The organism is Arthrobacter sp. B2060 (assembly GCF_059090445.1).
On the sequence record NZ_JBNHFR010000005.1, the window covers coordinates 314536 to 338814 of the forward strand.

Annotated in this window: 23 protein-coding genes, 1 tRNA gene and 2 pseudogenes; 15 read left to right on the top strand and 11 right to left on the bottom strand. The window is 66.0% G+C overall.

What is annotated here, in order from left to right; genetic code table 11:
* The first annotated feature begins 48 nt into the window (after positions 1-48).
* The 3 genes from AC5RUM_RS11955 to AC5RUM_RS11965 are packed head-to-tail and all read left to right on the top strand — an operon-like array spanning position 49 to position 2539.
* Positions 49-936, top strand: a complete 888-nt coding sequence (locus AC5RUM_RS11955) for a sulfurtransferase (protein ID WP_494035121.1) — start codon at positions 49-51, stop codon at positions 934-936.
* Positions 933-2114, top strand: coding sequence for an NAD(P)-dependent alcohol dehydrogenase (locus AC5RUM_RS11960; protein ID WP_494035122.1), 1182 nt, complete (start codon positions 933-935; stop codon positions 2112-2114). The genes AC5RUM_RS11955 and AC5RUM_RS11960 overlap by 4 nt, the downstream gene beginning before the upstream one ends.
* Positions 2111-2539: an HIT family protein gene (locus AC5RUM_RS11965; protein ID WP_494035123.1), complete on the top strand. Its 429-nt coding sequence runs from the start codon at positions 2111-2113 to the stop codon at positions 2537-2539. The genes AC5RUM_RS11960 and AC5RUM_RS11965 overlap by 4 nt, the downstream gene beginning before the upstream one ends.
* A 23-nt stretch (positions 2540-2562) precedes the next feature.
* Here AC5RUM_RS11965 and hrpA read toward each other — a convergent pair whose 3' ends face one another.
* On the bottom strand, positions 2563-6534 hold the full coding sequence (gene hrpA / locus AC5RUM_RS11970; protein WP_494035124.1) for an ATP-dependent RNA helicase HrpA: 3972 nt from the start codon (positions 6532-6534) through the stop codon (positions 2563-2565).
* Positions 6535-6748: 214 nt separating this feature from the next.
* Positions 6749-6916 carry a hypothetical protein gene (locus AC5RUM_RS11975; RefSeq protein WP_309986925.1) on the bottom strand — a complete coding sequence of 56 codons (168 nt, stop codon included), beginning with the start codon at positions 6914-6916 and terminating at the stop codon, positions 6749-6751.
* Between the two features lie 81 nt (positions 6917-6997).
* Between AC5RUM_RS11975 and AC5RUM_RS11980 the strand changes: the two genes are divergently transcribed.
* Complete coding sequence (locus AC5RUM_RS11980) at positions 6998-7966, top strand: helix-turn-helix domain-containing protein (protein ID WP_494035125.1); 969 nt, start codon at positions 6998-7000, stop codon at positions 7964-7966.
* Between the two features lie 25 nt (positions 7967-7991).
* Here AC5RUM_RS11980 and AC5RUM_RS11985 read toward each other — a convergent pair whose 3' ends face one another.
* On the bottom strand, positions 7992-8315 hold the full coding sequence (locus AC5RUM_RS11985; RefSeq protein ID WP_494035126.1) for an SDR family oxidoreductase: 324 nt from the start codon (positions 8313-8315) through the stop codon (positions 7992-7994).
* 109 nt (positions 8316-8424) lie between these two features.
* Between AC5RUM_RS11985 and AC5RUM_RS11990 the strand changes: the two are divergent.
* Positions 8425-8774 (top strand): annotated as a pseudogene (locus tag AC5RUM_RS11990) (HNH endonuclease); the annotation flags it as partial.
* On the opposite strand, the gene AC5RUM_RS11995 reads toward AC5RUM_RS11990, so the two are convergent.
* Positions 8717-9064 carry an ArsR/SmtB family transcription factor gene (locus AC5RUM_RS11995; RefSeq protein ID WP_494035127.1) on the bottom strand — a complete coding sequence of 116 codons (348 nt, stop codon included), beginning with the start codon at positions 9062-9064 and terminating at the stop codon, positions 8717-8719. The pseudogene AC5RUM_RS11990 and the gene AC5RUM_RS11995 overlap by 58 nt on opposite strands.
* A 58-nt stretch (positions 9065-9122) precedes the next feature.
* Positions 9123-9863, bottom strand: a complete 741-nt coding sequence (locus AC5RUM_RS12000) for an aquaporin (RefSeq protein WP_494035128.1) — start codon at positions 9861-9863, stop codon at positions 9123-9125.
* Positions 9864-9908: 45 nt separating this feature from the next.
* Between AC5RUM_RS12000 and AC5RUM_RS12005 the strand changes: the two genes are divergently transcribed.
* The 6 genes from AC5RUM_RS12005 (at position 9909) to AC5RUM_RS12030 (ending at position 14858) form a co-directional block, all read left to right on the top strand.
* The gene (locus AC5RUM_RS12005; RefSeq protein WP_494035129.1) at positions 9909-10583 is read left to right on the top strand and encodes a metalloregulator ArsR/SmtB family transcription factor; all 675 of its coding nucleotides are present in this window, start codon (positions 9909-9911) and stop codon (positions 10581-10583) included.
* Positions 10584-10742: 159 nt separating this feature from the next.
* On the top strand, positions 10743-11165 hold the full coding sequence (locus AC5RUM_RS12010; RefSeq protein ID WP_494035130.1) for an arsenate reductase ArsC: 423 nt from the start codon (positions 10743-10745) through the stop codon (positions 11163-11165).
* A 24-nt stretch (positions 11166-11189) separates the two neighbouring features.
* Positions 11190-12167 carry a thioredoxin-disulfide reductase gene (gene trxB, locus AC5RUM_RS12015; protein ID WP_494035131.1) on the top strand — a complete coding sequence of 326 codons (978 nt, stop codon included), beginning with the start codon at positions 11190-11192 and terminating at the stop codon, positions 12165-12167.
* A gap of 175 nt (positions 12168-12342) precedes the next feature.
* On the top strand, positions 12343-13734 hold the full coding sequence (locus AC5RUM_RS12020) for an FAD-dependent oxidoreductase (protein ID WP_494035132.1): 1392 nt from the start codon (positions 12343-12345) through the stop codon (positions 13732-13734).
* 36 nt (positions 13735-13770) lie between these two features.
* Entirely contained in the window at positions 13771-14442 is a 672-nt protein-coding gene (locus AC5RUM_RS12025) for an arsenate reductase ArsC (RefSeq protein WP_494035133.1), read from the top strand.
* A complete protein-coding gene (locus AC5RUM_RS12030; protein ID WP_494035134.1) occupies positions 14439-14858 on the top strand; it encodes an arsenate-mycothiol transferase ArsC in 420 nt (139 codons plus the stop codon). Before AC5RUM_RS12025 ends, AC5RUM_RS12030 begins: the two co-directional genes overlap by 4 nt.
* Here AC5RUM_RS12030 and AC5RUM_RS12035 read toward each other — a convergent pair.
* From AC5RUM_RS12035 to AC5RUM_RS12060, 6 genes are all read right to left on the bottom strand, one after another.
* On the bottom strand, positions 14855-15148 hold the full coding sequence (locus AC5RUM_RS12035) for a protealysin inhibitor emfourin (protein ID WP_494035135.1): 294 nt from the start codon (positions 15146-15148) through the stop codon (positions 14855-14857). The genes AC5RUM_RS12030 and AC5RUM_RS12035 overlap by 4 nt on opposite strands.
* 61 nt (positions 15149-15209) lie before the next feature.
* Positions 15210-16085, bottom strand: coding sequence for a M4 family metallopeptidase (locus AC5RUM_RS12040; RefSeq protein WP_494035136.1), 876 nt, complete (start codon positions 16083-16085; stop codon positions 15210-15212).
* 278 nt (positions 16086-16363) lie between these two features.
* Positions 16364-16436: transfer RNA gene (locus AC5RUM_RS12045), tRNA-Arg, on the bottom strand.
* A 105-nt stretch (positions 16437-16541) separates the two neighbouring features.
* A complete protein-coding gene (locus AC5RUM_RS12050; protein ID WP_494035137.1) occupies positions 16542-18101 on the bottom strand; it encodes an oxidoreductase in 1560 nt (519 codons plus the stop codon).
* Between the two features lie 10 nt (positions 18102-18111).
* Complete coding sequence (locus AC5RUM_RS12055) at positions 18112-18984, bottom strand: FAD:protein FMN transferase (RefSeq protein ID WP_494035138.1); 873 nt, start codon at positions 18982-18984, stop codon at positions 18112-18114.
* Positions 18985-19034: 50 nt separating this feature from the next.
* Positions 19035-19499, bottom strand: coding sequence for an FMN-binding protein (locus AC5RUM_RS12060; RefSeq protein WP_494035139.1), 465 nt, complete (start codon positions 19497-19499; stop codon positions 19035-19037).
* Between the two features lie 187 nt (positions 19500-19686).
* Here AC5RUM_RS12060 and argS point away from each other — a divergent pair, with 187 nt between their 5' ends.
* The 4 genes and pseudogenes from argS to AC5RUM_RS12080 form a co-directional block, all read left to right on the top strand.
* A complete protein-coding gene (gene argS / locus AC5RUM_RS12065) occupies positions 19687-21336 on the top strand; it encodes an arginine--tRNA ligase (RefSeq protein WP_494035140.1) in 1650 nt (549 codons plus the stop codon).
* A gap of 5 nt (positions 21337-21341) precedes the next feature.
* Entirely contained in the window at positions 21342-22808 is a 1467-nt protein-coding gene (gene lysA / locus AC5RUM_RS12070; protein ID WP_494035141.1) for a diaminopimelate decarboxylase, read from the top strand.
* Entirely contained in the window at positions 22809-24125 is a 1317-nt protein-coding gene (locus tag AC5RUM_RS12075; protein ID WP_494035142.1) for a homoserine dehydrogenase, read from the top strand.
* Positions 24126-24279, top strand: a pseudogene (locus tag AC5RUM_RS12080) (threonine synthase); the annotation flags it as partial.

Consider the following 24279-nt stretch of genomic DNA (forward strand, 5'->3'; position numbering starts at 1 on the left):
TTGGTGCTGCCTGCCGGCAAAGTGCCGGTCCAATCGGAAGGAGACCTGGTGGAAACCCTCATGGACGTGCCTGCGCTGAACGCACGGCTTGCATCGGGCCAGCGCACTGTACTGCTGGACGTCCGGTGGAAGCTGGGCGATCCGGACGGCCGCCGGCACTACCTCGACGCCCACATACCGGGTGCGGTGTACGTGGACCTTCCCACCGAACTGGCCGAACCTGCAGAGCCCGCCCGCGGCCGGCACCCGCTGCCTCCGCTGCCCACCCTTCAGGCTGCCGCCCGCCGCTGGGGCATCCGCACAGGTGACGTGGTGGTTGCCTATGACGACGCCGGCAACACGTCCGCGGCCCGCGCCTGGTGGATGCTCCGCAACGCCGGTTTCCGAAGCGTCTGCCTGCTCGACGGCGGCCTGGCCGCCTGGCGTCGGGCCGGCTTGCCGCTGAAGGGCGGGCCGGAGGAAGCAGGCCCAGGCGATGTGACGCTCACCGACGGCGCCATGCCCGTTATCGACCGGGCGCAGGCGGCGGACTGGGCCAACCAGGGCGTGCTGCTCGATGCACGTGCCGGTGAACGGTACCGCGGCGAGGTGGAGCCGGTGGATCCGCGCGCCGGCCACATCCCCGGCGCTGTCAGTGCCCCCACAACCGAAAACCTCGACGACGCCGGGCGCTTCCTTCCGGCACGCGACCTCCGGCAGCGGTTCGCCCGGCTGGGCGCGGATGCGGAAACGCCGACGGCGGTTTACTGCGGCTCCGGTGTCACCGCCGCCCACCAGATCGCGGCACTTGAAATCGCAGGGATCACCGCAGCACTGTTTCCCGGGTCCTTTTCGGAGTGGTCCAACGATCCTTCCCTGCCCGTCGAGACCGGTGCCCCGGCTGGCACAGGTCCGGCTGGCACTGTTCCGTCTGCGGAGGGTAGCGTCGCAGTATGACTCCTGGACGCCCCGTACCGCCTCCGCTTGCCCTGCACATTCCGCGCGCCGACGGGATTTCCCCGGACGCGGCTCCCGACGAAGCGGCGGACCCCCGGCAGGGACGCCTGGCGGCCGCCCGCGGTGCCGTCTCCAGCACCGGCGGCCTGGTGCCGCTCACGGTGGCCCGGCGTGCACCGAAGGCTGACGACGTCGAAATTGCCATTGAGTTCTGCGGCCTGTGCCACTCGGACGTGCATGCCACGCGCGGTGAGTGGGGTACGCAGAACTATCCGCTGGTGCCCGGGCATGAAATTGTGGGCAGGGTCAGCCGTGTGGGTTCGGATGTGGACGATTTTGCCCCCGGCGACCTCGTGGGCGTGGGCTGCATGGTCGACTCCTGCCGCGAATGTGATAGCTGCCTCGACGGACTCGAGCAGTATTGCGAGCGGGGCATGACCGGCACTTACGGGGCCAAGGATGCCCGCAACGGCGATGCCGTCACCCAGGGAGGCTATGCATCATCCGTGGTGGTGGACCGCCGCTACGTCCTGCGGGTCCCGGAGAACCTCGACACCGCGGCGGTGGCGCCGCTGCTGTGCGCCGGCATCACCACGTTCTCGCCGCTTCGCCACTTCGGCGTCGAGGAGGGCGATGTGGTGGGCGTCGTAGGCCTCGGCGGCTTGGGCCACATGGCCGTCAAGCTGGCCAAAGCCATGGGCGCCGAAGTGAAGGTCTTCACCACGTCGGAGTCCAAGGTTTCCGCGGCCCTGGAGCTCGGTGCCGACGGCGTCATCCTTTCCAGCGATGCGGACGCCATGGCGGCAGCGAACCGCAGCATCGACCTCATCATCGACACCGTCGCGGCACCGCATGACCTGAATCCGTTCTTCCGCACCCTGCGCCGGGACGGGGCGCTGTTCCAGCTGGGGCTGCCCTCCGAGGCCATGCCGCCCGTGAACCCCGGCGCACTCATCAGGCGCCGCATTGCGTATGCCGGCTCACTGATCGGCGGCATCGCCGAAACACAGGAGATGCTGGACTTCTGCGCAGAGCACGGAGTGGTGTCGGACGTCGAGATTGTCGGGGCCGACCAGCTCAATGACGCGTATGACCGGATGGTCGCGGGCGACGTCAAGTACCGTTTTGTCCTGGATACAACCACCCTGCAGGAACCGTCGGAAAGGGCTGACGCATGAGCACGCTGTTCACCAAGATTCTCAACGGGGAAATCCCGGGACGTTTTGTCTGGCGCGAGCCGGACGTCTCGGCGTTCCTGACAATGGGCCCGCTCGCCGACGGCCACACCCTCGTGGTGCCCACTGAGGAGGTGGACCGCTGGACGGACGCATCACCGGAGACCCTGGCCAAGGTCATGGAGGTGGCCCGCCGTATCGGCGCGGTCCAGGTGGAGACGTTCGGGGCAGCCCGGGCAGGCCTCATCGTGGCGGGCTACGAGATCAACCACATGCACGTGCACGTCTGGCCGTCCAACAGCATGGCGGAGTTTGATTTCAGCACAGCGGACCACAATCCGGACCCTGCCCGGCTCGACGCCAACGCCGAAAAGCTCCGTGCCGGGCTGCGCGATGCCGGTTACAGCGAGTTCGTGCCGGACGCCTAGGACAACGACGCCCGAACAGCGACCTAAGCTGCGAGGGCCTTGTTCAGCACGGCACGGATCCGCTTCTCCGAGACGGAGTAGGCGGTGCCAAGTTCGACGGCGAACAGGCTTACCCGCAGTTCCTCGATCATCCAGCGCACCTGCGTGAGTTCAGCCCCTGCCCGGCGGCCCGGCAGCAGGGCTGACACGGCGTCGTCGTACTCATCCTCCAGACGCTGCACCGCTGCCATGCTGAGGGCATCGCGCTGCACATTGCCGGGCAGTTTTTCGAGGCGCTTTTCGATGGCGGCGAGGTAGCGCGGCAGCTGGCTCAGCTGGGCGTAGCCTGTCCGGGCAACGAACCCGGGAAACACCAGCTGCTCCAGTTGGCTCTTGATGTCGTTGAGCGCGCTGATGAGCGCCAGGCTGGTGGTGCCCTTGAGCTGCTTTTCGATCCGCCGCGTGCTGGCGAGAACGCGCTCCACGACGGCGGTAACGCTGAAGACGGTGTCGATCAGTTCCGCGCGGACGTGCTCATACAGTGCATCAAAGGAGGCCTGGTCCCAGGGCAATTCCGCCGGGGTGAGCTTGTCGATCGCCGCGAGCGCGCAGTCGGCGATCAAGGCTGACACCGACCCGTGCGGGTTCTGGCTGAAGGTCAGCTTCTCCGTGTTGTTGAGGTGCTCCAGGACATAGCGGTCCGGCGAGGGCACCCTGAGGGCCAGCAGGCGGATGACGCCGCCGCGCATGGCCTCCTGCTGCTCGGACGCGGACTGGAACACCCGCAGTGCCACGGACTTCCCTTCGTCCACGAGCCCGGGGTAGCCCGTCACAGTATGCCCCTTGACCGTCACGCTGACTTCGCGCTGCACAGTGCCGAAGGACCACTCGGTCAGGCCGGACTGTTCCGTGAAACCGTGCGCTGATTGCGGGCGGCCGTCACGGGCCGGCGGGGCTGAAGCCTGCGGGCCCTTCTTGGCGGTGCGCGGCCCCGCGGTGGCAGGTGTGGCTCCCAGTGATTCTGCGATGGCACGCCGTGTGGCTGGTGCAAGCCGCTCCTGCAGCGCTTCAAGGTCCTTGCCCTCGTCCAGCACCTTGCCGTGGCTGTCCACCACTTTGAAGCTCACGCGCAGATGCTGCGGAACAGCCTCCCAGTTCCAGGAACCCGGCGGGATGATGTGCCCCCGCAGCCGCCGCAGCACCAGTTCGAGCGCTGACTCAAGATCGTCCTCGGCAGGATCGAAATCGGCTTCCAGGGCCGCCACCGCCCGCCGCGCCACATCCGGAGCGGGAACAAAGTTCTTCCGGACCTGCTTCGGCAGCGACTTGATCAGCGCGGTGACCAGCTCCACCCGCTGGCCGGGAATCAGCCAGCGGAAGGGTGCGTCCTCGAGCTGGTTCAGGAACAGGACCGGCACCTCGGCGGTGACGCCGTCGGAGGGGTTGGGCGGCGATCCGGGCGCCACCGGGTGGAATTCGTAGCTCAGTGGCAGTTCGAAGCCTTTGTGCAGCCACGTCTTCGGATAGGCGGATTCGTCCAGGGCATCGGCGTCTTCGCTGAGAAGCAGCGATTGGTCGAAGTCAAGGAGGGACGGGTATTGCTGCCGGGCTTCCTTCCACCAGCGGTCGAAGTGCCGTTCCGAGACAACATCCTTGCCCACGCGGGCGTCGTAGAACTCAAAGAGCGTTTCGTCGTCCACCAGCAGGTCACGGCGGCGCATCCTCGCTTCGAGTTCCTCGACTTCCTGGAGCAGGGCACGGTTCCGGTGGAAGAACTTGTGGTGGGTTTTCCAGTCGCCCTCGACCAGCGCGTGCCGGATGAAAAGCTCGCGGGCCAGAACGGGGTCAACCTTGCCGTAGTTGATCCGACGCTGGGCGATGATGGGCACGCCATACAGCGTGACCTTCTCGTAGGCCATGACGGAGCCCATTTTCGTGGACCAGTGCGGCTCGCTGTAGCTGCGCTTGACCAGGTCCGGGGCCACCTGTTCGGCCCATGCCGGCTCAAACTTCGCCGCGACGCGGGCCCACAGTCGGCTGGTCTCCACCAGCTCCGCGGCCATGACGAACGTGGGGGACTTCTTGAACAGGGCCGAACCCGGGAAGATGGCGAAGCGGCTGCCGCGCGCCCCCGCGTATTCCCGCTTGCGCTCATCGAGGATGCCGATATGGCTCAGCAGCCCGGACAGCAGGCTGATGTGGACGCCCTCGTGATTGCCGACGGGGTCGGCCTGCCGCTTGTTGTCCAGGCTGATGCCTAGGGGCCGGGCCAGCTGGCGCAGCTGGGCGAACAGATCCTGCCATTCGCGGACACGGAGGTAGTTGATGAACTCATTGCGGCAGAGCCGTCGGAACTGGGTGGAAGAAAGCTCCTGCTGCTTTTCCTGGATGTAGTTCCACAGGTTCAGGAAGCCGGTGAAGTCGGAATTCTCATCGCGGAAGCGGGCATGCTTTTCCGCGGCCAGTTGCTGCTTGTCGGTCGGGCGCTCGCGGGGGTCCTGGATCGTCAGAGCCGCCGCCAGGATCATGACTTCGCGGACACAGCCGCGTTTTCCGGCTTCTACGATCATGCGGCCCAGCCGCGGGTCCACCGGCAGCTGAGCCAGTTTCTGCCCGACGGCGGTCAGGCCGCCGGTGTTGCGGTCGGAACCGTTGCCGGCGGTTGCGCCTGTCTTGGGCGTGCCCGCTGTTGGCGTACCCGCTGTTGGTGTGCGCAGGGCGCCGAGCTCCCGGAGCAGGGTGACGCCGTCGTTGATGGCACGGGAATCCGGAGGCTCAACGAACGGAAAGCTTTCGATGTCCTTGGGTCCGCGTGCCACACCCATGGCTGTCATCTGCAGGATTACCGCGGCCAGGTTGGTACGCAGGATTTCCGGGTCCGTGTACAGCGGCCGGGATTCGAAGTCCTCTTCGGAGTAGAGCCGGATGGCAATGCCGTCCGACACACGGCCGCAGCGGCCGGAGCGCTGGTTTGCCGAGGCCTGCGAAACCCGTTCGATCGGCAGGCGCTGGACCTTGGTGCGGTGGGAGTAGCGCGAGATGCGGGCGGTACCCGTATCGATGACGTACTTGATGCCTGGAACGGTCAGGGAGGTCTCGGCGACGTTCGTCGCGAGCACGATCCGCCGCTTGCTGCCTGGGTTGAAGACGCGGTGCTGCTCCTGCAGGCTCAGCCGCGCGAAGAGCGGGAGCACTTCGGTGGCGGCGAGGCGCCGGTTGGATTGGATCCTGGCGTTCAGTGCCTCCGCTGCGTCCCGGATTTCGCGCTCGCCGGAGAAGAAGATCAGGATGTCGCCGGGTGCTTCGAGCGCGAGCTCGTCGACGGCATCGCACACCGCATCCAGCGGGTCCCGGTCCTCCTCGAGCTCGTCGTCGGAAGCGTTCTCGTCGTCAGCGCCGCCGGACGGCTGCGACAGCGGCCGGTAGCGGATCTCCACGGGGTACGTGCGCCCCGAGACTTCCACGATCGGGGCGGCCGCGTCGTCGGAGCCGAAATGCTTCGCGAAGCGTTCGGGATCGATGGTGGCCGAGGTGATGATCACCTTCAGGTCGGGCCGCTGCGGCTGGATCCGTTTGAGGTATCCGAGGATGAAGTCTATGTTGAGGCTGCGCTCGTGGGCTTCATCGATGATGATGGCGTTGTACTTACGGAGCAGCTTGTCCCGCTGGATCTCGGCCAGCAGGATGCCGTCGGTCATGAGCTTGACCTTCGTGGAGCGGCTGACCTCTCCGGTGAAACGGACCTGGAAGCCGACTTCCTGGCCGATCTCCACCCCCAGTTCGGAGGCTATGCGCTCGGCCACTGTCCTGGCGGCCAGCCGCCGCGGCTGCGTGTGGCCGATCAGGCCGTTCTCACCGAGTCCCAGTTCAAGGCACATCTTGGGGATCTGGGTGGTTTTCCCCGAGCCGGTCTCGCCGGCAATGATGGTCACCTGATTGGCAGCGATGGCGGCCATCAGGTCCTCGCGGCGCTCGGAGACCGGCAGCTCGGCGGGGTAGGAGATATGAAAAGTCATGGCTGGAACCAGTCTACTGCGGCCGGCGCGGGCTTCACGGACCGTCCGGCGGGGTCGCCGCCCATGCCTGGCTTACATGACGATGGACATAACGCCCCCTGCGGTCCACCCCTCGGATATCGCCCTCGGCTAACAGCAACACCCTGCAACAGCAAAGGACCCGGCATGAGCCGGGTCCTTTGCTGTTGGCGGCGGGTATTGGGAGCGTGTGCACCTAGAAGTTGCGCACCGTGTAGTTGCGGCTGGGCAGGTCGAGTGCGGACCAGTCCCGGATCGAGTATTCCGGCGGGGTGTGTCCGCGACCGTCCCGCACGACGGCGGTAAGGGAAGCAACCACTGAGATGAGGATCAGGACAACGAGGGCGATTCCGAAGATTTCCATAGCTCCATGGTTCTCCTGTAGGGGTAAGGAAAAAAGTGGCAGAAATGACTATAAAGGACAAATTTCTGCCATACTGGATTCATGCTCAAGTCAGTGGCAGTCATCGTGGTTCCCAACTTCTCCATCTTCGAGTTCAGCACCGCCTTTGAGGTGTTCGGCATCGACCGTTCGGACCGGGGCACCGGCGTCCCGAAATTCGATTTCCGAGTCTGCGCGCCGGAGCCGGGGGACATCCCCCTCAAATCCGGTCTGACCATGCACGTCAGCCTGGGTCTCGAGGCCGCAGCGGACGCGGACCTTGTGATCATGACGCCCTACGGCCGGGATGAAGACGTCCCCGAGGAAGTGCTCGAGGTCCTTCGGGCGGCGCATGCGCGGGGTGCATGGGTCATGTCCATTTGCTCCGGCGCGTTTGCCCTGGCCCGTGCGGGGCTGCTGGACGGGCGGCGCTCAACCACTCACTGGCATTACTCCGGCGAGTTGGCAGCGAAGTTTCCCAACGTCCAAGTGGACGAAAATGTCCTCTACGTCCAGGACGGCCGGATTATTACCAGCGCCGGAACCGCGGCAGGGATAGACGCCTGCCTGCATCTGGTCCGTGTGGAACTCGGCGCAGCCGTGGCGGCAGCCATAGCCCGGGACATGGTGGTGCCACCACACCGCGACGGCGGACAGGCCCAGTTCATTGACCGTCCCATGCCGGAATGCGGATCGCAGCCGATGGAGGAACTCCTGCGGTGGATGGTGCAGAACCTGGACGAGGAGCACCCCGTCCACGAACTTGCCGCCAGGGTGCATATGTCACCCCGGACGTTCGCCCGTCGCTTCCGTGCCGAGACGGGCGCCACGCCGGCGGCATGGCTGAATTCCCAACGAGTATTGAGGGCCCAGGAATTGCTTGAATCCACTGAACTGAACATCGATGAAGTGGCCCGGCAGGCCGGGTTCGGCCACCCCGTGCTGCTGCGCCACCACTTCGCCAAAGTGCTGGACACCAGCCCGCAGTCCTACCGCAGGGCGTTCCGCGGCCAGTTGACTACGGCCGGCTAGGGCTGCCGCCATATCGGCGCGGATGTTACAGAGCCCTTTTCTGAGCCGTTGCAGACTCTTGCCCAGCCTTGGTGCCCCCATCGACCAAGATGTCGACCCCAGTCAGGTAGCCGGGCGCTTCACTTGCGCAGAACGCGCTAACAGCTGCGATCTCCTCGGGCTTGCCGAATCGCTTGATTGCTGCCCACTTCACTAGGTCGCCGGCTCCGTGATTCTCCTCCAGACGCCCCATCGCAGTATCGAAGCTGCCTGGAGAGACAGACACGACCCGCGCTCCCCGCTCGCCGAACCTGGCCGCAATGAACGATTGCTTCAACTCCGGCCATGGCCAGCACGCGCCCCGCATCATCGAGGCGCGTCCGGTCCAAGTCTGCCAGCACGATCCGGTGGTCGTGACCCATGAGTCTTGCCGTTGCTATCCCCATGCCGCCGGTAGCTCCTTGGTCGCCGTAGCGGTGGACACCTGCCGCACGCCGTACTGCGACGCGCCGATCCGCCACGACGACCATGTTGTTCCGTGGCACGAGGGCGGGACCACGAGCCTGGCCAACGGGGCCGGCCTGTGCGAAGCCTGCAACCACACCAAAGAAAACCTGGCTGGAAAGCGATCCCACGGCCAGGCCCCCGGCACACCATCAAACTCCGGACACCCACCGGCCACAGTTACCACTCCACGGCACCGCCGCTCCCCGGAACCAGCGTGGTGGTTGACGCGCGGAACGGGTTGTCATCGCTGACAGCCCGCTCGAGTCACAGGCTCTCCAGCAGCCCTGCCGTGCGCTCAAGGGCGCCGGGAACGAGCGAGTAGTAGGCCCAGGTTCCGCGCTTTTCACGGTGCAGCAGCCCGGCGTCGACGAGGATCTTCAGATGGTGGGACACGGTGGGCTGGCCAAGGTCCAGCGGCTCGGTGAGGTCGCAGACGCAGGACTCTCCGCTCTCGGCGCTCTTGACGATGGACAGCAGCCGCAGCCGGTTGGGGTCGGCCAGGGCCTTGAACACCGCCGCCCTGTTTTGCGCTTCGGCAGCGCCCAGCGTGGGCACTGCCGGCGGGCAGCAGGCGGTGTCCGTGGCTGGTTCAAGCAGGGGCAGTGAGGTCATCTACCCATTATCCCTCGATATTGACATCCATCAATATATGAGTGCGACGTGCCGGCGTCTAAGGCTTGATTGTCTGGCTACCGTGCGGGATGACGACGTCGTCCGCGGCGCGGGCAGCGGTCGGGAACAGAAGGAGCAGCAGGCCTAGGCCGATGGCTGCGCCGAGCAGCTGGGCGATGCTGAAGGCGGGCACGGAGCCCGGTGCGATGCCAGCGAAGGTGTCGCTGAAGATCCGGCCGACGGTCACCGCGGGATTGGCGAAGGAGGTGGAGGAGGTGAACCAGTAAGCGGCGCCGATGTATGCGCCGACTGCGGGTGCTGCGAGGGCACCGCGGTTGGTCGCGGCCAGGGCGAAGATCAGCAAGATGAGCCCAGCGGTAGCGACGACCTCACCCAGCAGGTGCCCTGCGGTTGCCCGGTCCTTTGTGGAAATGGACGTCCCGACTTCGAACATGGCGTTGGCAAGCACGCTGCCACCAATACCGCCTGCAATTTGGGCTGCAATGTAGGCGCCAACGTCCTGCAGAGTCAGTCCGGAGCCGCTGCGCCGGCCCAAGAACCAGTCGGCCAAAGAAACCACGGGGTTGAAATGCGCTCCGCTCACCGGTCCAAACACCAGGATCAGCACGGTCAGGCCCAGAACGGTGGCGGTGCTGTTTTGGAGCAACTGCAGGCCCACATCACCGGGGGAGAGCTGCTGTGCGGCGATCCCGGAACCGACGACGATGGCAACGAGCAGGGCGGTGCCGAGCAGTTCAGCGACAGCGCGGCGCCATAGAGGCGGCTGGTTTGAAGTCATGGCACCAGCTTGACGCAAAGAATTAACTCAGTCAAAATTGAATCAATGGATATTGAGGCAGTTGACACATTTCAGGCGCGGGTGGCCAAGCATGCGGCCCTCGCTGACCCTGCACGCCTGCGCATCGTTGACCTTCTGACGCTGGGGGACTTCTCTCCCACGGAACTGCAGGCGGAGCTGGGCATGTCCTCAAACCTGCTCTCGCATCACCTCAGAACGCTGGAAGAGGCCGGACTGGCAACCCGGCACCGCTCGGAAGCGGACAAGCGTCGGAGCTACCTCCGGCTGGCGGCCGGAGCCCTGGATGGACTGGTGCCCGGGGCGGTTCATGGCGCCCGCCGCGTCCTGTTTGTCTGTACGCGCAACAGTGCCCGCTCTCAACTGGCCGCAGCTCTCTGGCGGCAAGCGAGCAGCGTTCCTTCAGCCTCTGCAGGAACGCATCCCGCGGACCGCATCGCCCCCGGGGCCGTCGATGCCGCCCGGCGCCGCGGCCTGGACCTTCCCAACGTTGCACCCCGCTCCCTGGATGATGTCGCGGGGGAGGCGGACTTTGTCGTGACCGTTTGCGACAGCGCCCACGAGGAACTGCCCTGGATAGGCGGGATTCACTGGTCCGTCCCCGACCCCCTACGCCTGGGCACCAGGGAAGCCTTCGATAAGGCCTTTGATGACATTGCCCACCGTATTACCGACCTCGCGCCCCGCGTCAGCGCTGCCTGACCAGGGCCGAACAGCTTCACCAGACCGAATATTGACATTCATCGATTTACCGCCGGATACTCTCTATATCGATCATCATCAATGTTCACTTTGGGAGCTTCGCTAAGGCCGTTACACGTAGACCGCACCACCAACCCCAACCGATTCCAGGAGAAACCCGTGAGCACCGAAACCGCCAAGAAGCCCTCTGTCCTGTTCGTCTGCGTCCACAACGCCGGCCGCTCCCAGATGGCGGCTGCGTTCCTCACCACCCTCGGCAGGGGCCAGATCGAGGTCCGCTCCGCAGGATCCCAGCCGGCCGACAAAATCAACCCCTCCGCCGTCGAGGCCATGGCCGAACTCGGCATCGACATGTCCGCCGAGGTCCCCAAGGTCCTCACCACCGAGGCCGTCAAGGAATCCGACGTGGTGATCACCATGGGCTGCGGCGACGAATGCCCGTACTTCCCCGGCAAGCGCTACGAGGACTGGGTCTTGGAGGATCCGGCAGGCAAGGGCGTCGAATCCGTCCGCCCCATCCGGGATGAGATCAAGACCCGCATTGAGGGTCTGATTGACTCCCTGATCCCGGCCGCCAAGTAGACCGGGACCCCTGAGGAGCGCGGCATGAGCAACGAACAGCTGATCATCATCGGGTCGGGACCGGCAGGTTACACGGCTGCCATCTACGCTGCCCGGGCCGGCCTGGAACCACTCGTGCTGGCCGGCTCGGTCACCGCCGGCGGTGCCCTGATGAACACCACCGAGGTGGAAAACTTCCCCGGCTTCCCGGCCGGCATCCAGGGCCCCGAACTCATGGACGGGCTGCAGCAGCAGGCCGAGCGCTTCGGCGCCAAGGTGGTGTTCGACGACGCCACGGACGTCCGGCTCACGGGGCACCTCAAGCGGGTGGTCACCGGCGGCGGCGAGACGCACGAGGCCCCCGCGGTCATCCTGGCCACCGGCTCGGCGTACAAGGAACTCGGTTTGGCGGAGGAAAAGAAGTTCAGCGGCCACGGCGTCTCCTGGTGCGCCACCTGCGACGGGTTCTTCTTCCGCGACCAGGACATCGTCGTCGTCGGCGGCGGGGACTCCGCCATGGAGGAAGCCACCTTCCTGACCCGCTTCGGAAAGACCGTGACCGTCGTCGTCCGCAAGGGCGAACTGCGTGCCTCCCGCATCATGGCCCAGCGGGCCAAGGACAACCCGAAAATCAGCTTCGCCTGGAACTCGGCCGTCACCGCCATCCACGGCGACGGCAAGGTCAGCGGCGTCACCCTGACGGACACCCGCACCGGCGAAACCCGGCAGCAGTCCGCCACCGGGATCTTCGTCGCGATCGGTCACGTGCCACGAACCGAACTGGTGGCCGGGCAGGTCGAACTGGACGCCGAGGGCTACATCAAGGTCGACTCACCCACCACCGTCACCAACCTGACCGGCGTCTTCGCATGCGGCGACGCCGTGGACCACCGCTACCGCCAGGCCATCACGGCCGCCGGAACCGGTTGTGCTGCGGCCCTGGACGCCGAGCGCTACCTCGCCGCGCTTGAGGATGCGGACAGCATCGCCACCGCGCTGGTGGAAGAACCTACCCACGCCTGAAACCCGGAACAGGGGAGGGGGTGAGCTCAATGACGAACGGATGCTGCGGCGACTCCGGTTGCTGCGACGACGAGGACTGCTGCTGACCGCCCTATCCCAGCACCTGCCGGCCCTACCTGGCCGGCGGGTGCCAACCGAACACACGCGCACTACACTACGGATGAAAGAGGACAGCATGGATTCAGCGAAGAACCTCCCGGTCGCCGTGATCGGTGCCGGCCCTGTCGGCCTGGCCGCCGCGGCCCACCTGCTCGAACGGGGCATCGAACCGCTGATCTTCGAAGCCGGCACCTCGCCGGGGGCGGCCATTGAGCAGTGGCGCCACATCCGTCTTTTTTCACCGTGGCGGTTCAACATCGACGCCGCCGCCGTCCGCCTCCTGGAAGCCACCGGCTGGGAGTCACCCCGACCCACGGCACTGCCCTACGGCGGCGAGCTGATCGACAACTACCTTGCGCCGCTGGCTGCGCTTCCCCAGATCTCCACGCGCCTGCAGACGGGGGCCCGCGTCATCGCCGTCACCCGGCAGGGACTGGACAAGACGCACATCCGGCACCGCGACACCGCCCCGTTCGTGGTCCGGGCCGACCACACGGACGGCGAAACCCGAGATCACACCGTGGCAGCAGTCATCGACGCCTCCGGGACCTGGTCCACGCGCAACCCGCTGGGTACCTCCGGCCTTCTCGCCATCGGTGAGGATGCAGCGCAGGACCGGATCTCCGCGCCGCTTCCCGACGTCACCGGACGGGAACGCGCTGCCTTCGCCGGGCGCCGCGTCCTCGTTGTTGGCGCCGGGCACTCGGCCGCCAACACCCTCATCAGCCTTGCTGACCTCGCCAGGGACGAGCCGGACACCCGGATTCTGTGGGCCATCCGGGGCGACTCGGCCGCGAAAGTGTACGGCGGAGGCGACCTCGACGGGCTGCCCGCACGCGGCCAGCTCGGCGGCCGGGTGCGCCGGCTCGTGGAGGCCGGAAAAATCCAATTGCACACCCGCTTCGGGATCAGTTCGCTGAAGACTCTCGAGTCGGGGGTAAGTGTCGAAGCTGTCGACGGCCGCACGCTGGAGGCCGACATCATCGTCCCGTGCACCGGTTTCCGCCCGGACCTGGACATCCTGCGCGAACTTCGGCTCAACCTGGACCCCGCCGTCGAAGCGCCAGTGGAACTTGGCCCGCTGATCGACCCCGAATTCCACTCCTGCGGCACCGTCCCGCCTCACGGCGCGAAACTCCTCGCCCACCCGGACAAGGACTTCTACATCGTCGGCATGAAGTCCTACGGCCGCGCACCCACCTTCCTGCTGGCCACGGGTTACGAGCAGGTCCGCTCCGTTGCCGCCGCCCTCGCCGGCGACCAGGAATCAGCCGACACCGTCCACCTCGAGCTCCCCGAAACCGGGGTCTGCTCCACCGACGCCGGCACAAGCTGCGACGTCCCCGCCACGGCACTGCCAGTCAACGTCTCCGCCTCTTCAGCGTCCGGTTGCTGCGCCGCGCCCGAACCGGTGCTGGTGGGGTTCCCGACGGGTCTGGCCCACGGCCGTTCCGGCAGCAACGACTAAACCCCGCTCAACGAATCCACCCCCTGGAGAGCTGTCATGACTGAAAACCGCGAAACCGGCCTTGGCCTGCAGGACAACACCGACCTCATGCACCGCATCAGTGAACGGCTCGCCGACAGGTTCGCCGGGATCTTCGCCGCCGAAACCGTCGAACGCTACGTCTTCGAGTCCTACACTGCACTGGCCCGCACCGCAAAAATCACCACCTACCTGGCCGCCACCACAGAACACTTCGCCAACGACCGGCTGGCCGCCCTTGCCAAATCCAAAAGAGCAGTCGCGTCCGAGGTTCCCGATGTCCTGTTCGTCTGCGTGCAGAACGCCGGACGGTCCCAAATGGCCGCTGCCCTGCTCACCGTCGAAGCCAAGGGCAGGATCCACGTCCGGTCCGCCGGGTCCTTGCCGGCCGCGGAGCTGGATCCGACCGTAGTGACGGCTATGTCCGAGATGGGTTTGGACCTCACCCGGAACTACCCCAAGCCCCTCACCGACGACGTCGTCCGCGCTTCCGATGTGGTGATTACGATGGGCTGCGGGGATTCCTGCCCGATCTACCCGGGCAAGCGTTACGAAGACTGGGACCTGCCCGACCCCGCTGACCAGCCCCTCGAAACAGTCCGGGACATCCGCGACCAGATCCACGATCGGGTCAAAACCCTCGTCGACTCGCTCACCGCCTCCCTCCCAAAGGAAACAACGCACTCATGACCAACGAAAAGACTCCGGCCGTGCTGTTCGTCTGCAGCAAGAACGGCGGCAAATCCCAGCTCGCCGCAGGACTCATGCACCACCTTGCGGGTGACGCCATTGCTGTCTACTCCGCCGGCACCAAACCCGGCAAGTCCCTGAACCCCCAGGCCGTGGAGTCCCTGACCGAGCTCGGCATCGACATCACCGGCGAACACCCCAAACCGGTCACCGACGAGGTCCTGGACACGGTCGATGCCGTCATCGTCCTCGGCACCGAGGCCAAGCTTGAACCGATCGAGGGGAAGCGCTTCGAGGTCTGGGACACGGACGAGCCTTCCGAACGCGGCATCGAGGGCATGGAACGCATGCGCCTGGTGCGGGATGACATCAAGGCCCGGGTCCAGACGCTCTACACGGAGCTTGCCGGGAACTAGCGTTGGTGGGGCGCTTGCTCTGCCGCGGCTCTGGCCGTGTCCACGAGGACCCGCCACGGTCCGGTCACCGCCCGTTCCGGCAACGTGGCCCGGTGCTGACCGGCCCGGATGGAATACATGAACCTGTCCGGCTGCCCCTCCCCGGCATTCCGGGAGTCCGGGACGGCGTCCCACGGGCAGGCTTCGACGATGGGCTGCCAGTGGTTCTTGTCGCTGGATGTCGTGGCCTGAACTGTCCAGGTGCGCGTCAGTGCAGCAATCCCTCCGCTGCGCTCAACTGTGATTTTCATGGCAGGGTCCTGGTGCTACGAGGCTGCCGGCCGCGCGGAGCGGCCGCGCCCCGGCGTGGGGTTAGTGCTTTACCTTCACAGTTTCCCACGCCTCGCGCACGGCGTCATGCTCCGCAGACTCCTCGCCAAACAGTTCCCTTGCAGACGCCGCCGTTGCCCTGGCAAAGACGCTGAACGTGGCTGTCGGTGGCAGCGATCCGCCCGTCAGAGTCTCGTACCAGATCTGTCCCGGGGCCTCCCACGCGTTGCCGCCTATCGACTGGGCAACAAGGCAGAAGGCACGGTTGGGAATGCCCGAATTAATGTGGACGCCGCCATTGTCCGCGCTGGTGCGGACGTACGAGTCCATCGAGTCCGGCTGCGGGTCCTTGCCCAGGACGTCGTCGTCGTATGCGGTTCCGGGGGCCTTCATGGAGCGCAGCGCCGAGCCTTCAACCTGGGGGGTGAAGAGGCCCTCGCCGATCAGCCAGCTGGCGTCGGCGGTGGACTGGTTCCGGAAGTACTGTTCCACCAGGGCGCCGAAGACATCCGAGATGGACTCGTTGATGGCGCCGGCTTGGTTCCGGTAAGCGAGCCCGGCCGAGAACTGCGTCACTCCGTGGGCCAGTTCGTGCCCGATCACGCTCAGGGAGCGGGTGAACCGTTCAAAGATCTCACCGTCACCGTCGCCGAACACCATCTGCTGGCCGTCCCAGAAGGCGTTGTCGTAGAGTCTGCCGAAATGGACGGTGGCATTGAGCGGCATGCCCTGGCCGTCAATGGAGTTCCGGCCGAAAACGTCGGCGTAAAGGCTGTGGGTGTGGCCCAGGCCGTCATAGGCTTCGTCGGCGGCGGGATCGCCGACAGGGGCTTCGCCTTCCTTCCGGACGAGTTGGCCGGGGAGCGACTCAGACGACTTGGCATCATAGACGGACCTGTTCGGGGGAGCCGGCCGCACTTGCCTCAAAGCTGGCGGCGTTACGGGCGCAGGGGCAGTCCTTGCCGCCTGCACGGCTTTCACGTGCAGTAGGGCCTCTTTTGCGGCCCTGCGAACGGCCGTAAACCGCGGAGAATCCTGCGCGGCAAGACGCTTCAACATGTACGGCGGAATGATTGAACAGATCATGCAAATGAGCCTACGAGTGGCCCCCGACAATCTCTGGAGGCGCACTGGCCCGCGCCGTTCTGGAATGCAGAAAACCCCGCCACTCCAAGGAAGTGGCGGGGTTTTGTCTGTGCCCTCGATAGGATTCGAACCTACGGCCTTCTGCTCCGGAGGCAGACGCTCTATCCCCTGAGCTACGAGGGCAGTCAGGGATCCTGCCGTTTCCGGCGGGACGTCCTAGAGCTTAGCAGGAAGGTGGGGCCGAATGGAAAACCGGCACCGTGCTTTCCGGCAGAGCGCTGCACATTTCTAGTATCCGGCAAACGAATCGACATGGATACGACGGGCGCCGGCCTGCCGTGCGGCACGCCGCAGCGACCCCACGCTGGCCGGTGAACCCGAGATAAACACCCTGCGCTGGGCGATGTCGGGGACGAGCAGCTTCAGGGAAGGACCGTCAAGCCGGGCACCGGGGTCCAGCCTTGCGCCGGCGTCTTCGATGAAGTCAGGGGGAGCGGAGCCGTCGGCCAGCCGGGCAAGAACAGTGGCGCCGGATTCCTTCAGCTCAGCCGCATATGCGAGTTCGGACGCGTTCCTGGCGAGATAAAGCAGCACTGTGTCCCGCTGGCTGGCCAACCCGCTGGAAAGATGCGCCAGATACGGCGTGATGCCAATACCCGCAGCGATGAGCAGGACCGGCCCGTTCGAACCCTTGGGCAGGACGAAGTCTCCGGCCACCGTGGTGGCCGTGAGTTCCTCCCCGGGCTTGAGCGCCAGGAGCTTGCGTTTGGCGGCCGAGACGGGGGCCGCAGTGCCGACGCCGATTTTCACGTGGGCCGCGTCCGGGGAATTCGTCAGGCTGAACACCCGGCGCCGGCCCTTGCCGTCAGGCTTCTCCAGGGGGAGGTCCAGTTCCACATACTGGCCCGGCTCGTGGCGGACAGGGCGGCGCGGCGTGAAGACGAACTCGGTCGTCGTCGGCGTGAGCCTGCGTGAGTGGCTGAACAACAACCGGACGCTTCCCCGCTGTCCGGCCAGGAAGGCGAGCAGGTTCCCCGCAAGCAGGGCCAGTTCGGGGGAGTTCGCCACGAAACCGAAGTTGAAGGGCATCGCAAAAAGCAGTCCGACGACGGCGGCCAGCACCACTTGCTGCCAGCGTCGCGGAGGCAGCGTCAGCGGCTCGGTGAGCATGAATCCGACGAAGAAAAGCACAGGGCTTTGGGCCAGGGGCTGCCACACCGCCCCGCCCGGGTCCACGCCGGATTGCAGCAGATCGCCGGCCGAGATGGACGTGGCCACAACAATGAAGACTGCGGCCAGCAGCATTTTCCTGGTCCGGTAGAGCACCAGCAGGACTCCGGGAACGACCAGCCACAGCATGGCTGGTGTGCCTGCCCACCAGGTCGCGATGTTCAGCCCGGTCAGACCGGTAATGAAGGCGCCGGCGGCCGCGGGGTTGAACACGTGGCGTCCGCGCCAGGCCAGGGCGTACTTGGACGCCGAGGCGAGGATGCATGCAAGGGCGACGCCGGCCAGGTCGACCGGAGCGAAGCCCGGCCCCAGTTGGCTGGGCCAAAACAGGAAGTAGAGCAAAAGCCCCGTGATCACTGACGACTCCGCATGCGGGCGGACGCGAAACAATGCCGCCAGGGCGCGGTTGGAGGCGTAGGTCAGTCCGAGGCACAGCGCCAGGTGGGCGATCATGTTGGGAATGCCGAACGTCAGCCAGCCCAGGCCGTCGAGCAGCAGGCTATAGGCCGCCAGTGCGGCAAGGACAAGGGAGACCAGCCGGTACATCGTGAAGCGGCCGAGGAAGGCGTCCAGCGCCGTGGCGGGCGAGGTCCGCAACCCGGTGGTGGTGGCACTCATGTGAACAGCCTCATGTGAACAGCATCCCTTCGAAGTCCGCGGAGTATTCCGCACTGCCGTTGGAAAAAACCTTAAGCCAGGAGAACCGGTAGTGGGGCTCCAGTGCCGCGGCGGGGAGCATGAACAGTGCCGTGGCCAAGGCATCTGCCTCCATGGCGGTTTCGGCTCTGGTCCACGTGGCCACCACGGTCCGGACCGGCGTGCCGGTGGTGCCGTCCAGGACGTGGTGGAGTCCGTCGCCCCAGGCCCTTCGGTTGGAGGCCGAGGCACACAATGCCCCTCGGCCGAGGGGCACGGTGCCAATCGCCTTGCTGGAATCATAGGGATGCTCCAGCGCCACCGTCACGGGCGTCTCTCCACCGTTCAAAAGGTCGCCGCTGGCATCGACAAAGAACTCTGTGAGCCCCCCGTCCCGCAGCACTCCCGCGAGGAGGTCCGCGAGCTGGCCCTTGCCGGCAGCTCCGATGTCCAGCACCACGGGGGCGCTGTTGCTCAACGATGTCCCGCGCCACTCAAGGACGTCGTCCCAGGCCGGCGGCGGTGCCGCTGCTCCGCGTGGCTGCAGGGAATAGCCGGCATCGTAGCCCAGCTGTTCCAGGCTTTCGCCGATCAGCGGCGTCATGGCCCCGCCGCTGAGCGAGTACAGGTTCCGATAAAGGTCTGCGAGGCCGGAGGATTCAGGGGGCAGCTCAAGGCGTCCCGGCCGCGCGGATACCTGGCTGATCAGCGAGTCGCCGCGGAACCTGGACCATGTTGAGTCGTAGCGCTCCACCTCGGCAAGTATTCGGTTGCGCAGTCCGGCATCCAACGGCACGGGAGTGGAGATCTCCCAGCTTGTTCCGATGCCGTCAAAACGGAAATCGTGCCAGCCGGCGTGCGGCATGGACTCTCCTTTGCTGCTGTCCGTCGTGGAGTCCATGCCGCCGCGCCCGCCTAGACGGCCTGGGCCTTGATCGCCTCAACGGCCTGGTTGAAGCCGCCGCTGGTCAGGGACGAGCCGGCCACCTTGGAGACCTTGATTTCGTCGAGGCTCTTGCCCACTACCTGTGCTGCGATTCCCCCGGCGAACTGCCCTTGGAACTTCCGGGTGTTCGGGTTGGACGGATGCTCGGTGATCTCGACAGCAGAAACCGTTCCGTTGGCCAGCGTCAGCTGCACGCCCACGGTCTCGGTTCCGTTGGGCGACTTGTAGTTGCCGTCCGCACTGTACGTGCCGTCCTTGTAGCCGGTGCCGGATGTCGCGAGCGCTGACGAACCGGATGCTGCGGTCCCCGACGTGGAGGACGGTGTTTCCTGGGCGGCTGGCTGCTGTGCCGACGGCGCGCAGCCGGCCACCATGCCGGCAAGGGACAGGCCGGCGATTCCGGCGAATACAGTTTTGCGGATTGAAGGCTGCACGGTGTCTCGTTTCGTTAGTACGGGTACGGGCACTTACCTGATGGACGACGTGGACGACGCCGAAATCAGGCTAAAGGTTCAAACTGTGAATGTCCTTAGTATTTCCTGTGTCGGCGAGGCGGCCATCGCGGGGGCCACGAGTCCCCCGGATTCCGCTGCAGGGCGGGCCCCCCGGTAGTCTAGGAAGGTGACTCCCGAAGAACTCTCCCTCGCCATATCCGCCTGCCTGCAAGATGCCGTTGCCGCCGGCGAGATCGCCCTGTCCGAGGCGGACGTCCCGGATGCCGTCCTGGTGGAGCGTCCCAAGAACCGGGAGCACGGAGACTGGGCCACGAACATCGCCCTTCAGCTGGCAAAGAAGGCCGGAACCAACCCGCGTGCCTTCGCAACAGTCCTCAGCGCCCGACTGCAGGAGATCGACGGCGTGTCCGCCGTCGAGACCGCCGGGCCGGGCTTCCTGAACATCACCGTGGACGCGGCCGCCGCCGGTGCCCTTGCCAAGGCAATCGTGGAAGCGGGGCCGGAGTACGGCACCAACTCGGCGCTCGCCGGCCACACGGTCAACATGGAATTCGTCTCCGCCAACCCCACCGGTCCGCTGCACATCGGCCACACGCGCTGGGCTGCCCTCGGTGACTCGATCGCCCGTGTGCTGCGTGCCTCCGGGGCGAAAGTCACCGCGGAGTATTACATCAACGACGCCGGCTCGCAGATGAACGTGTTCGCCAACTCTGTGCTGGCACGCCTTCACGGCCGTGACGTGCCCGAGGGCGGCTATCCGGGCGAGTACATCCGGGACCTTGGCCATGAAGTGCTGACCCAGCACCCGGACATCCGCGAGCTCACCGACGTGGCGGCCCTTCCCGTGATCCGGGCCGCGGCCTACCAGGCGCAGCTGAAGGACATCAAGGACACCCTGGCCGACTTCGGCGTTTCCTTCGACGTGTTCTTCTCCGAGCAGGAGCTTCACGACGCCGGCGCCATCGAAAGCGCCGTAGCCCGCCTGCGCGAGCAGGGCCACGTGTTTGACGACGGCGGTGCCGTCTGGCTGCGCACCACGGACTTTGGCGACGACAAGGACCGCGTCATGATCCGCGCAAACGGCGAGCCCACGTACTTCGCCGCCGACGCCGCCTACTACCTGTCCAAGAAGGACCGCGGCTACACCGAAAAGATCTACCTGCTGGGCGCCGACCACCACGGCTACATCAACCGGCTCAAGGCCATAGCCGCCGCCGCCGGCGATGACCCGGAGGTCAACATCGAGGTGCTGATCGGTCAGCTCGTCTCGGTCAACGGTGCCAAGCTGTCCAAGCGTGCCGGCAACATCATCGAGCTCAAGGACCTGATCTCTTGGCTTGGCAAGGACGCCGTGCGCTACTCGCTGGCACGGTTCCCGGCGGATTCGCCGCTCACCCTGGACCCGGAGCTGCTCAAGAAGCACAGCAACGAAAACCCGGTGTTCTACGTGCAATACGCCCACGCCAGGTCCCGCGGCGCCGCGCGCAATGCGGTTGCGGCAGGCGTGGACCGCAGCGCCTTCGACGCCTCGCTGCTGCATCATGCGACCGAGAACGAGCTGCTCTCCTACCTGGGCAGCTACCCCTCCATCGTGGCCAAGGCCGCGGAACTGCGGGAACCCCACCGGGTGGCCCGCCATCTTGAGCTCATCGCCGGCGCCTACCACCGCTGGTACGACGCCTGCCGCATTGCCCCGCTGGGCGAGGAAGCCGTCACGGATCTCAACCGCACCCGCCTGTGGCTCAACGACGCCACCAGCCAGGTGCTTGCCAACGGACTTGACCTGCTCGGCGTATCGGCGCCGGAACGGATGTGAGTGGAATGACTGCAAACGCCTCTTCCCCCCTCGCCCCGGACTGGCTGGCCGTGCCGGAGGACCTGAACGCGCTCCACGAGCCCATGTGGGCCGCCGGAGTCGGGCGGAATTCCGACGGCGAACTGGCTGTTGACGGAATTCCCGTCAGCACGCTTCAGGAGCAGTTCGGGACGCCGCTGTTTGTCATGAGCGAATCGGACTTCCGCGCCCGCGCCCGCTCCTTCAAGGATGCCTTTGACGAGGCCTTCGCCGACGTCTGCGGGGGAGTGGATGTCTACTACGCAGGCAAGTCCTTCCTCTGCTCCGCTGTGGCCCGGTGGGTGGCCGAGGAGGGCCTGCGCCTGGACACCTGTTCCGGCGGTGAACTTGCCGTGGCCGCGCGAGCGGGCATTGACGGTGCCGCCCTCAGCCTGCACGGCAACAACAAGTCCGACGCCGAGATCAACCGTGCACTGGACATGAAGCTCGGCCGCATCGTGGTGGACAGCCTGGACGAGCTGGAGCGAGTGGCCAAAATAGCGTCCGAACGGGGCGAAACGGCCAAGGTCATGCTGCGCCTGACCCCGGGCGTGCACGCCCACACCCACGAATTCATCGCCACAGCCCACGAGGACCAGAAGTTCGGCCTGTCCATGGCCGGAGACTCCACTGACCAGGCCGGCCTCTCTGCGGCCGAGGAAGCCGTTGCCGCGGCAACAAGCTACTCAGGCATCGAACTGCTCGGCCTGCACTGCCACATCGGTTCCCAGATCTTCGAACCCGACGGCTTCGCCCTGGCCGCGGTGAAGCTCCTGGGCTTCCTGGCGCAGATGCAGGAAAAGTACTCGATCCGCCTTCCCGAGCTCGATCTCGGCGGCGGCTACGGCATCGCCTACACGCCGGTGGACACCCCGCGCCCGCCGGCCGACATCGCGCAGGCGATGGCCGCCGTCGTCCGCTCCGAATGCGCTGGACTGGGCATTTCAGCACCGCGGATCTCGATCGAACCGGGACGTGCCATCGTGGGCCCCAGCACCTTCACGCTGTACGAAGTGGGCACCCGGAAGACCGTCCGCGTGGACGCCCCGGCCACCGGTGGCGCCGAAGCCGCCGGAAAAAACGTTACGCACGCCCGCCGTTATGTGTCGGTGGACGGAGGCATGAGCGACAACGCCCGCCCGGTGCTCTACGACGCGGATTATTCCGCGATCCTCGCCTCGAGAACCTCCGCAGCAGCTCCGCAGCTGTCCCGAGTAGTGGGCAAACATTGCGAGAGCGGCGACATAGTTGTTAGAGATGTATATCTGCCCGAGGACGTGGCAGCCGGTGATCTGCTCGCTGTACCGGGGACCGGCGCCTACTGCTGGGCCCTGTCAAGCAACTACAACTATCTGGCCCGGCCGGGCGTTGTCGCTGTGCGCGACGGGTCTCCCCGGCTGATTGTCCGCGGGGAAACCGAAGAAGATCTGCTGAACCGCGACATGGGAGCCTGAATGACTGAATTGCGAACCCTGAAAGTGGCCCTGCTGGGCTGTGGCAACGTCGGGGCTCAGGTGGCGCGGATTCTCATGGACGACGCCGACACCCTGGCCCCCCGCACGGGTGCCCACCTGCAGCTCACGGGCATCGCCGTGCGCAACATCGACGCCGAGCGTGAGGTGGACCTTCCGCGCGAACTGTTCACCACGGATGCCGAAACCCTGGTCAAGGACGCCGACCTCGTCATCGAGCTGATGGGCGGCCTTGAGCCGGCCCGCTCCCTGATCGTTGCGGCCCTCCAGAACGGCGCCAGCGTCGTCACGGGCAACAAGGCCCTGCTTGCCGCCGACGGCCCCGCCCTGTACGAAGAGGCGGACAAGGCCGGCGTCGAGCTGTCCTACGAGGCGGCCGTGGCAGGCGCCATCCCGATCCTGCGTCCCATCCGCGACAGCCTGTCCGGGGACCGCATCACCCGCGTCCTGGGCATCGTGAACGGCACCACCAACTTCATCCTTGACCAGATGGACAGCACGGGCGCCCAGTTCGCCGACGCCCTCGCCGAGGCCCAGCGGCTGGGCTATGCCGAGGCCGACCCCACCGCCGACATCGAAGGCCTGGACGCGGCAGCAAAGGCTGCCATCCTCGCGTCGCTCTCCTTCCACACGCGGTTCGACCTTGCGAACGTCCACTGCGAGGGCATTACCGGTGTCACCGCTGCCGACATCGCCGCGGCCAAAGAAGCCGGGTTCGTCATCAAGCTGCTGGCTATCGCCGAGCAGCTGACAGATTCCGACGGCGGCGACGGCGTCTCGGTGCGCGTGCACCCCACGCTGCTTCCCCGGGAACACCCCCTGGCTGCCGTCCGCGGAGCCTTCAACGCGGTCTTCGTTGAGGCGGAGAACGCCGGTGAACTGATGTTCTACGGCCAGGGCGCCGGCGGAACGCCGACCGCGTCGGCCGTGCTGGGCGACCTCGTCTCGGCAGCCCGCAGGATCGTCCTGGGCGGCCCGGGCCGCATCGAATCCACCACGGGCCACGTTCCGGCACTGCCCATCGACGCCGTCAACACCAGCTACTACATCGGGTTGGACGTTGCCGACCAGCCCGGCGTCTTGGCGAAGATCGCCCAGCTGTTCGCCGAGCATGGCGTTTCCATCGAGACCATGCGCCAGACCATCCACCGTGACGCAGAATCCAACGTGGAATCGGCCGAACTGCGGATCGTCACGCACCGGGCAAGCGAAGCTGCCCTGGCAGCAACCGTCGAGGCAGTGAAGGGCCTGGACGTCATCAATTCAGTTACATCCGTACTTCGGGTAGAAGGAGTCTAAGTGGCTCACCAATGGCGCGGAGTCATCCGCGAATACGCTGATCGTTTGCCCGTAACGGAGAAAACCAGGGTCATTACCCTCGGTGAGGGCGGCACGCCGCTCGTCCACGCGCAGAAGCTCTCGGAGCTGACCGGCTCAGAGGTGTACCTCAAGG

What these genes read in the sequence shown, in the direction of transcription:
- AC5RUM_RS12025 (WP_494035133.1), top strand. Translation starts at nt 13,771, where the DNA reads ATGACTGAAAACCGCGAAACCGGCCTTGGCCTGCAGGACAACACCGAC.
- hrpA (WP_494035124.1), bottom strand. Translation starts at nt 6,534, where the DNA reads ATGACTTTTCATATCTCCTACCCCGCCGAGCTGCCGGTCTCCGAGCGC.
- AC5RUM_RS11960 (WP_494035122.1), top strand. Translation starts at nt 933, where the DNA reads ATGACTCCTGGACGCCCCGTACCGCCTCCGCTTGCCCTGCACATTCCG.
- lysA (WP_494035141.1), top strand. Translation starts at nt 21,342, where the DNA reads ATGACTGCAAACGCCTCTTCCCCCCTCGCCCCGGACTGGCTGGCCGTG.
- AC5RUM_RS12055 (WP_494035138.1), bottom strand. Translation starts at nt 18,984, where the DNA reads ATGCCGCACGCCGGCTGGCACGATTTCCGTTTTGACGGCATCGGAACA.
- AC5RUM_RS12050 (WP_494035137.1), bottom strand. Translation starts at nt 18,101, where the DNA reads ATGAGTGCCACCACCACCGGGTTGCGGACCTCGCCCGCCACGGCGCTG.
- AC5RUM_RS12000 (WP_494035128.1), bottom strand. Translation starts at nt 9,863, where the DNA reads ATGACTTCAAACCAGCCGCCTCTATGGCGCCGCGCTGTCGCTGAACTG.
- AC5RUM_RS12005 (WP_494035129.1), top strand. Translation starts at nt 9,909, where the DNA reads ATGGATATTGAGGCAGTTGACACATTTCAGGCGCGGGTGGCCAAGCAT.
- trxB (WP_494035131.1), top strand. Translation starts at nt 11,190, where the DNA reads ATGAGCAACGAACAGCTGATCATCATCGGGTCGGGACCGGCAGGTTAC.
- AC5RUM_RS12035 (WP_494035135.1), bottom strand. Translation starts at nt 15,148, where the DNA reads ATGAAAATCACAGTTGAGCGCAGCGGAGGGATTGCTGCACTGACGCGC.
- AC5RUM_RS11975 (WP_309986925.1), bottom strand. Translation starts at nt 6,916, where the DNA reads ATGGAAATCTTCGGAATCGCCCTCGTTGTCCTGATCCTCATCTCAGTG.
- AC5RUM_RS12030 (WP_494035134.1), top strand. Translation starts at nt 14,439, where the DNA reads ATGACCAACGAAAAGACTCCGGCCGTGCTGTTCGTCTGCAGCAAGAAC.
- AC5RUM_RS11980 (WP_494035125.1), top strand. Translation starts at nt 6,998, where the DNA reads ATGCTCAAGTCAGTGGCAGTCATCGTGGTTCCCAACTTCTCCATCTTC.
- AC5RUM_RS12020 (WP_494035132.1), top strand. Translation starts at nt 12,343, where the DNA reads ATGGATTCAGCGAAGAACCTCCCGGTCGCCGTGATCGGTGCCGGCCCT.
- AC5RUM_RS11965 (WP_494035123.1), top strand. Translation starts at nt 2,111, where the DNA reads ATGAGCACGCTGTTCACCAAGATTCTCAACGGGGAAATCCCGGGACGT.
- AC5RUM_RS12075 (WP_494035142.1), top strand. Translation starts at nt 22,809, where the DNA reads ATGACTGAATTGCGAACCCTGAAAGTGGCCCTGCTGGGCTGTGGCAAC.
- AC5RUM_RS11995 (WP_494035127.1), bottom strand. Translation starts at nt 9,064, where the DNA reads ATGACCTCACTGCCCCTGCTTGAACCAGCCACGGACACCGCCTGCTGC.
- AC5RUM_RS11985 (WP_494035126.1), bottom strand. Translation starts at nt 8,315, where the DNA reads ATGATGCGGGGCGCGTGCTGGCCATGGCCGGAGTTGAAGCAATCGTTC.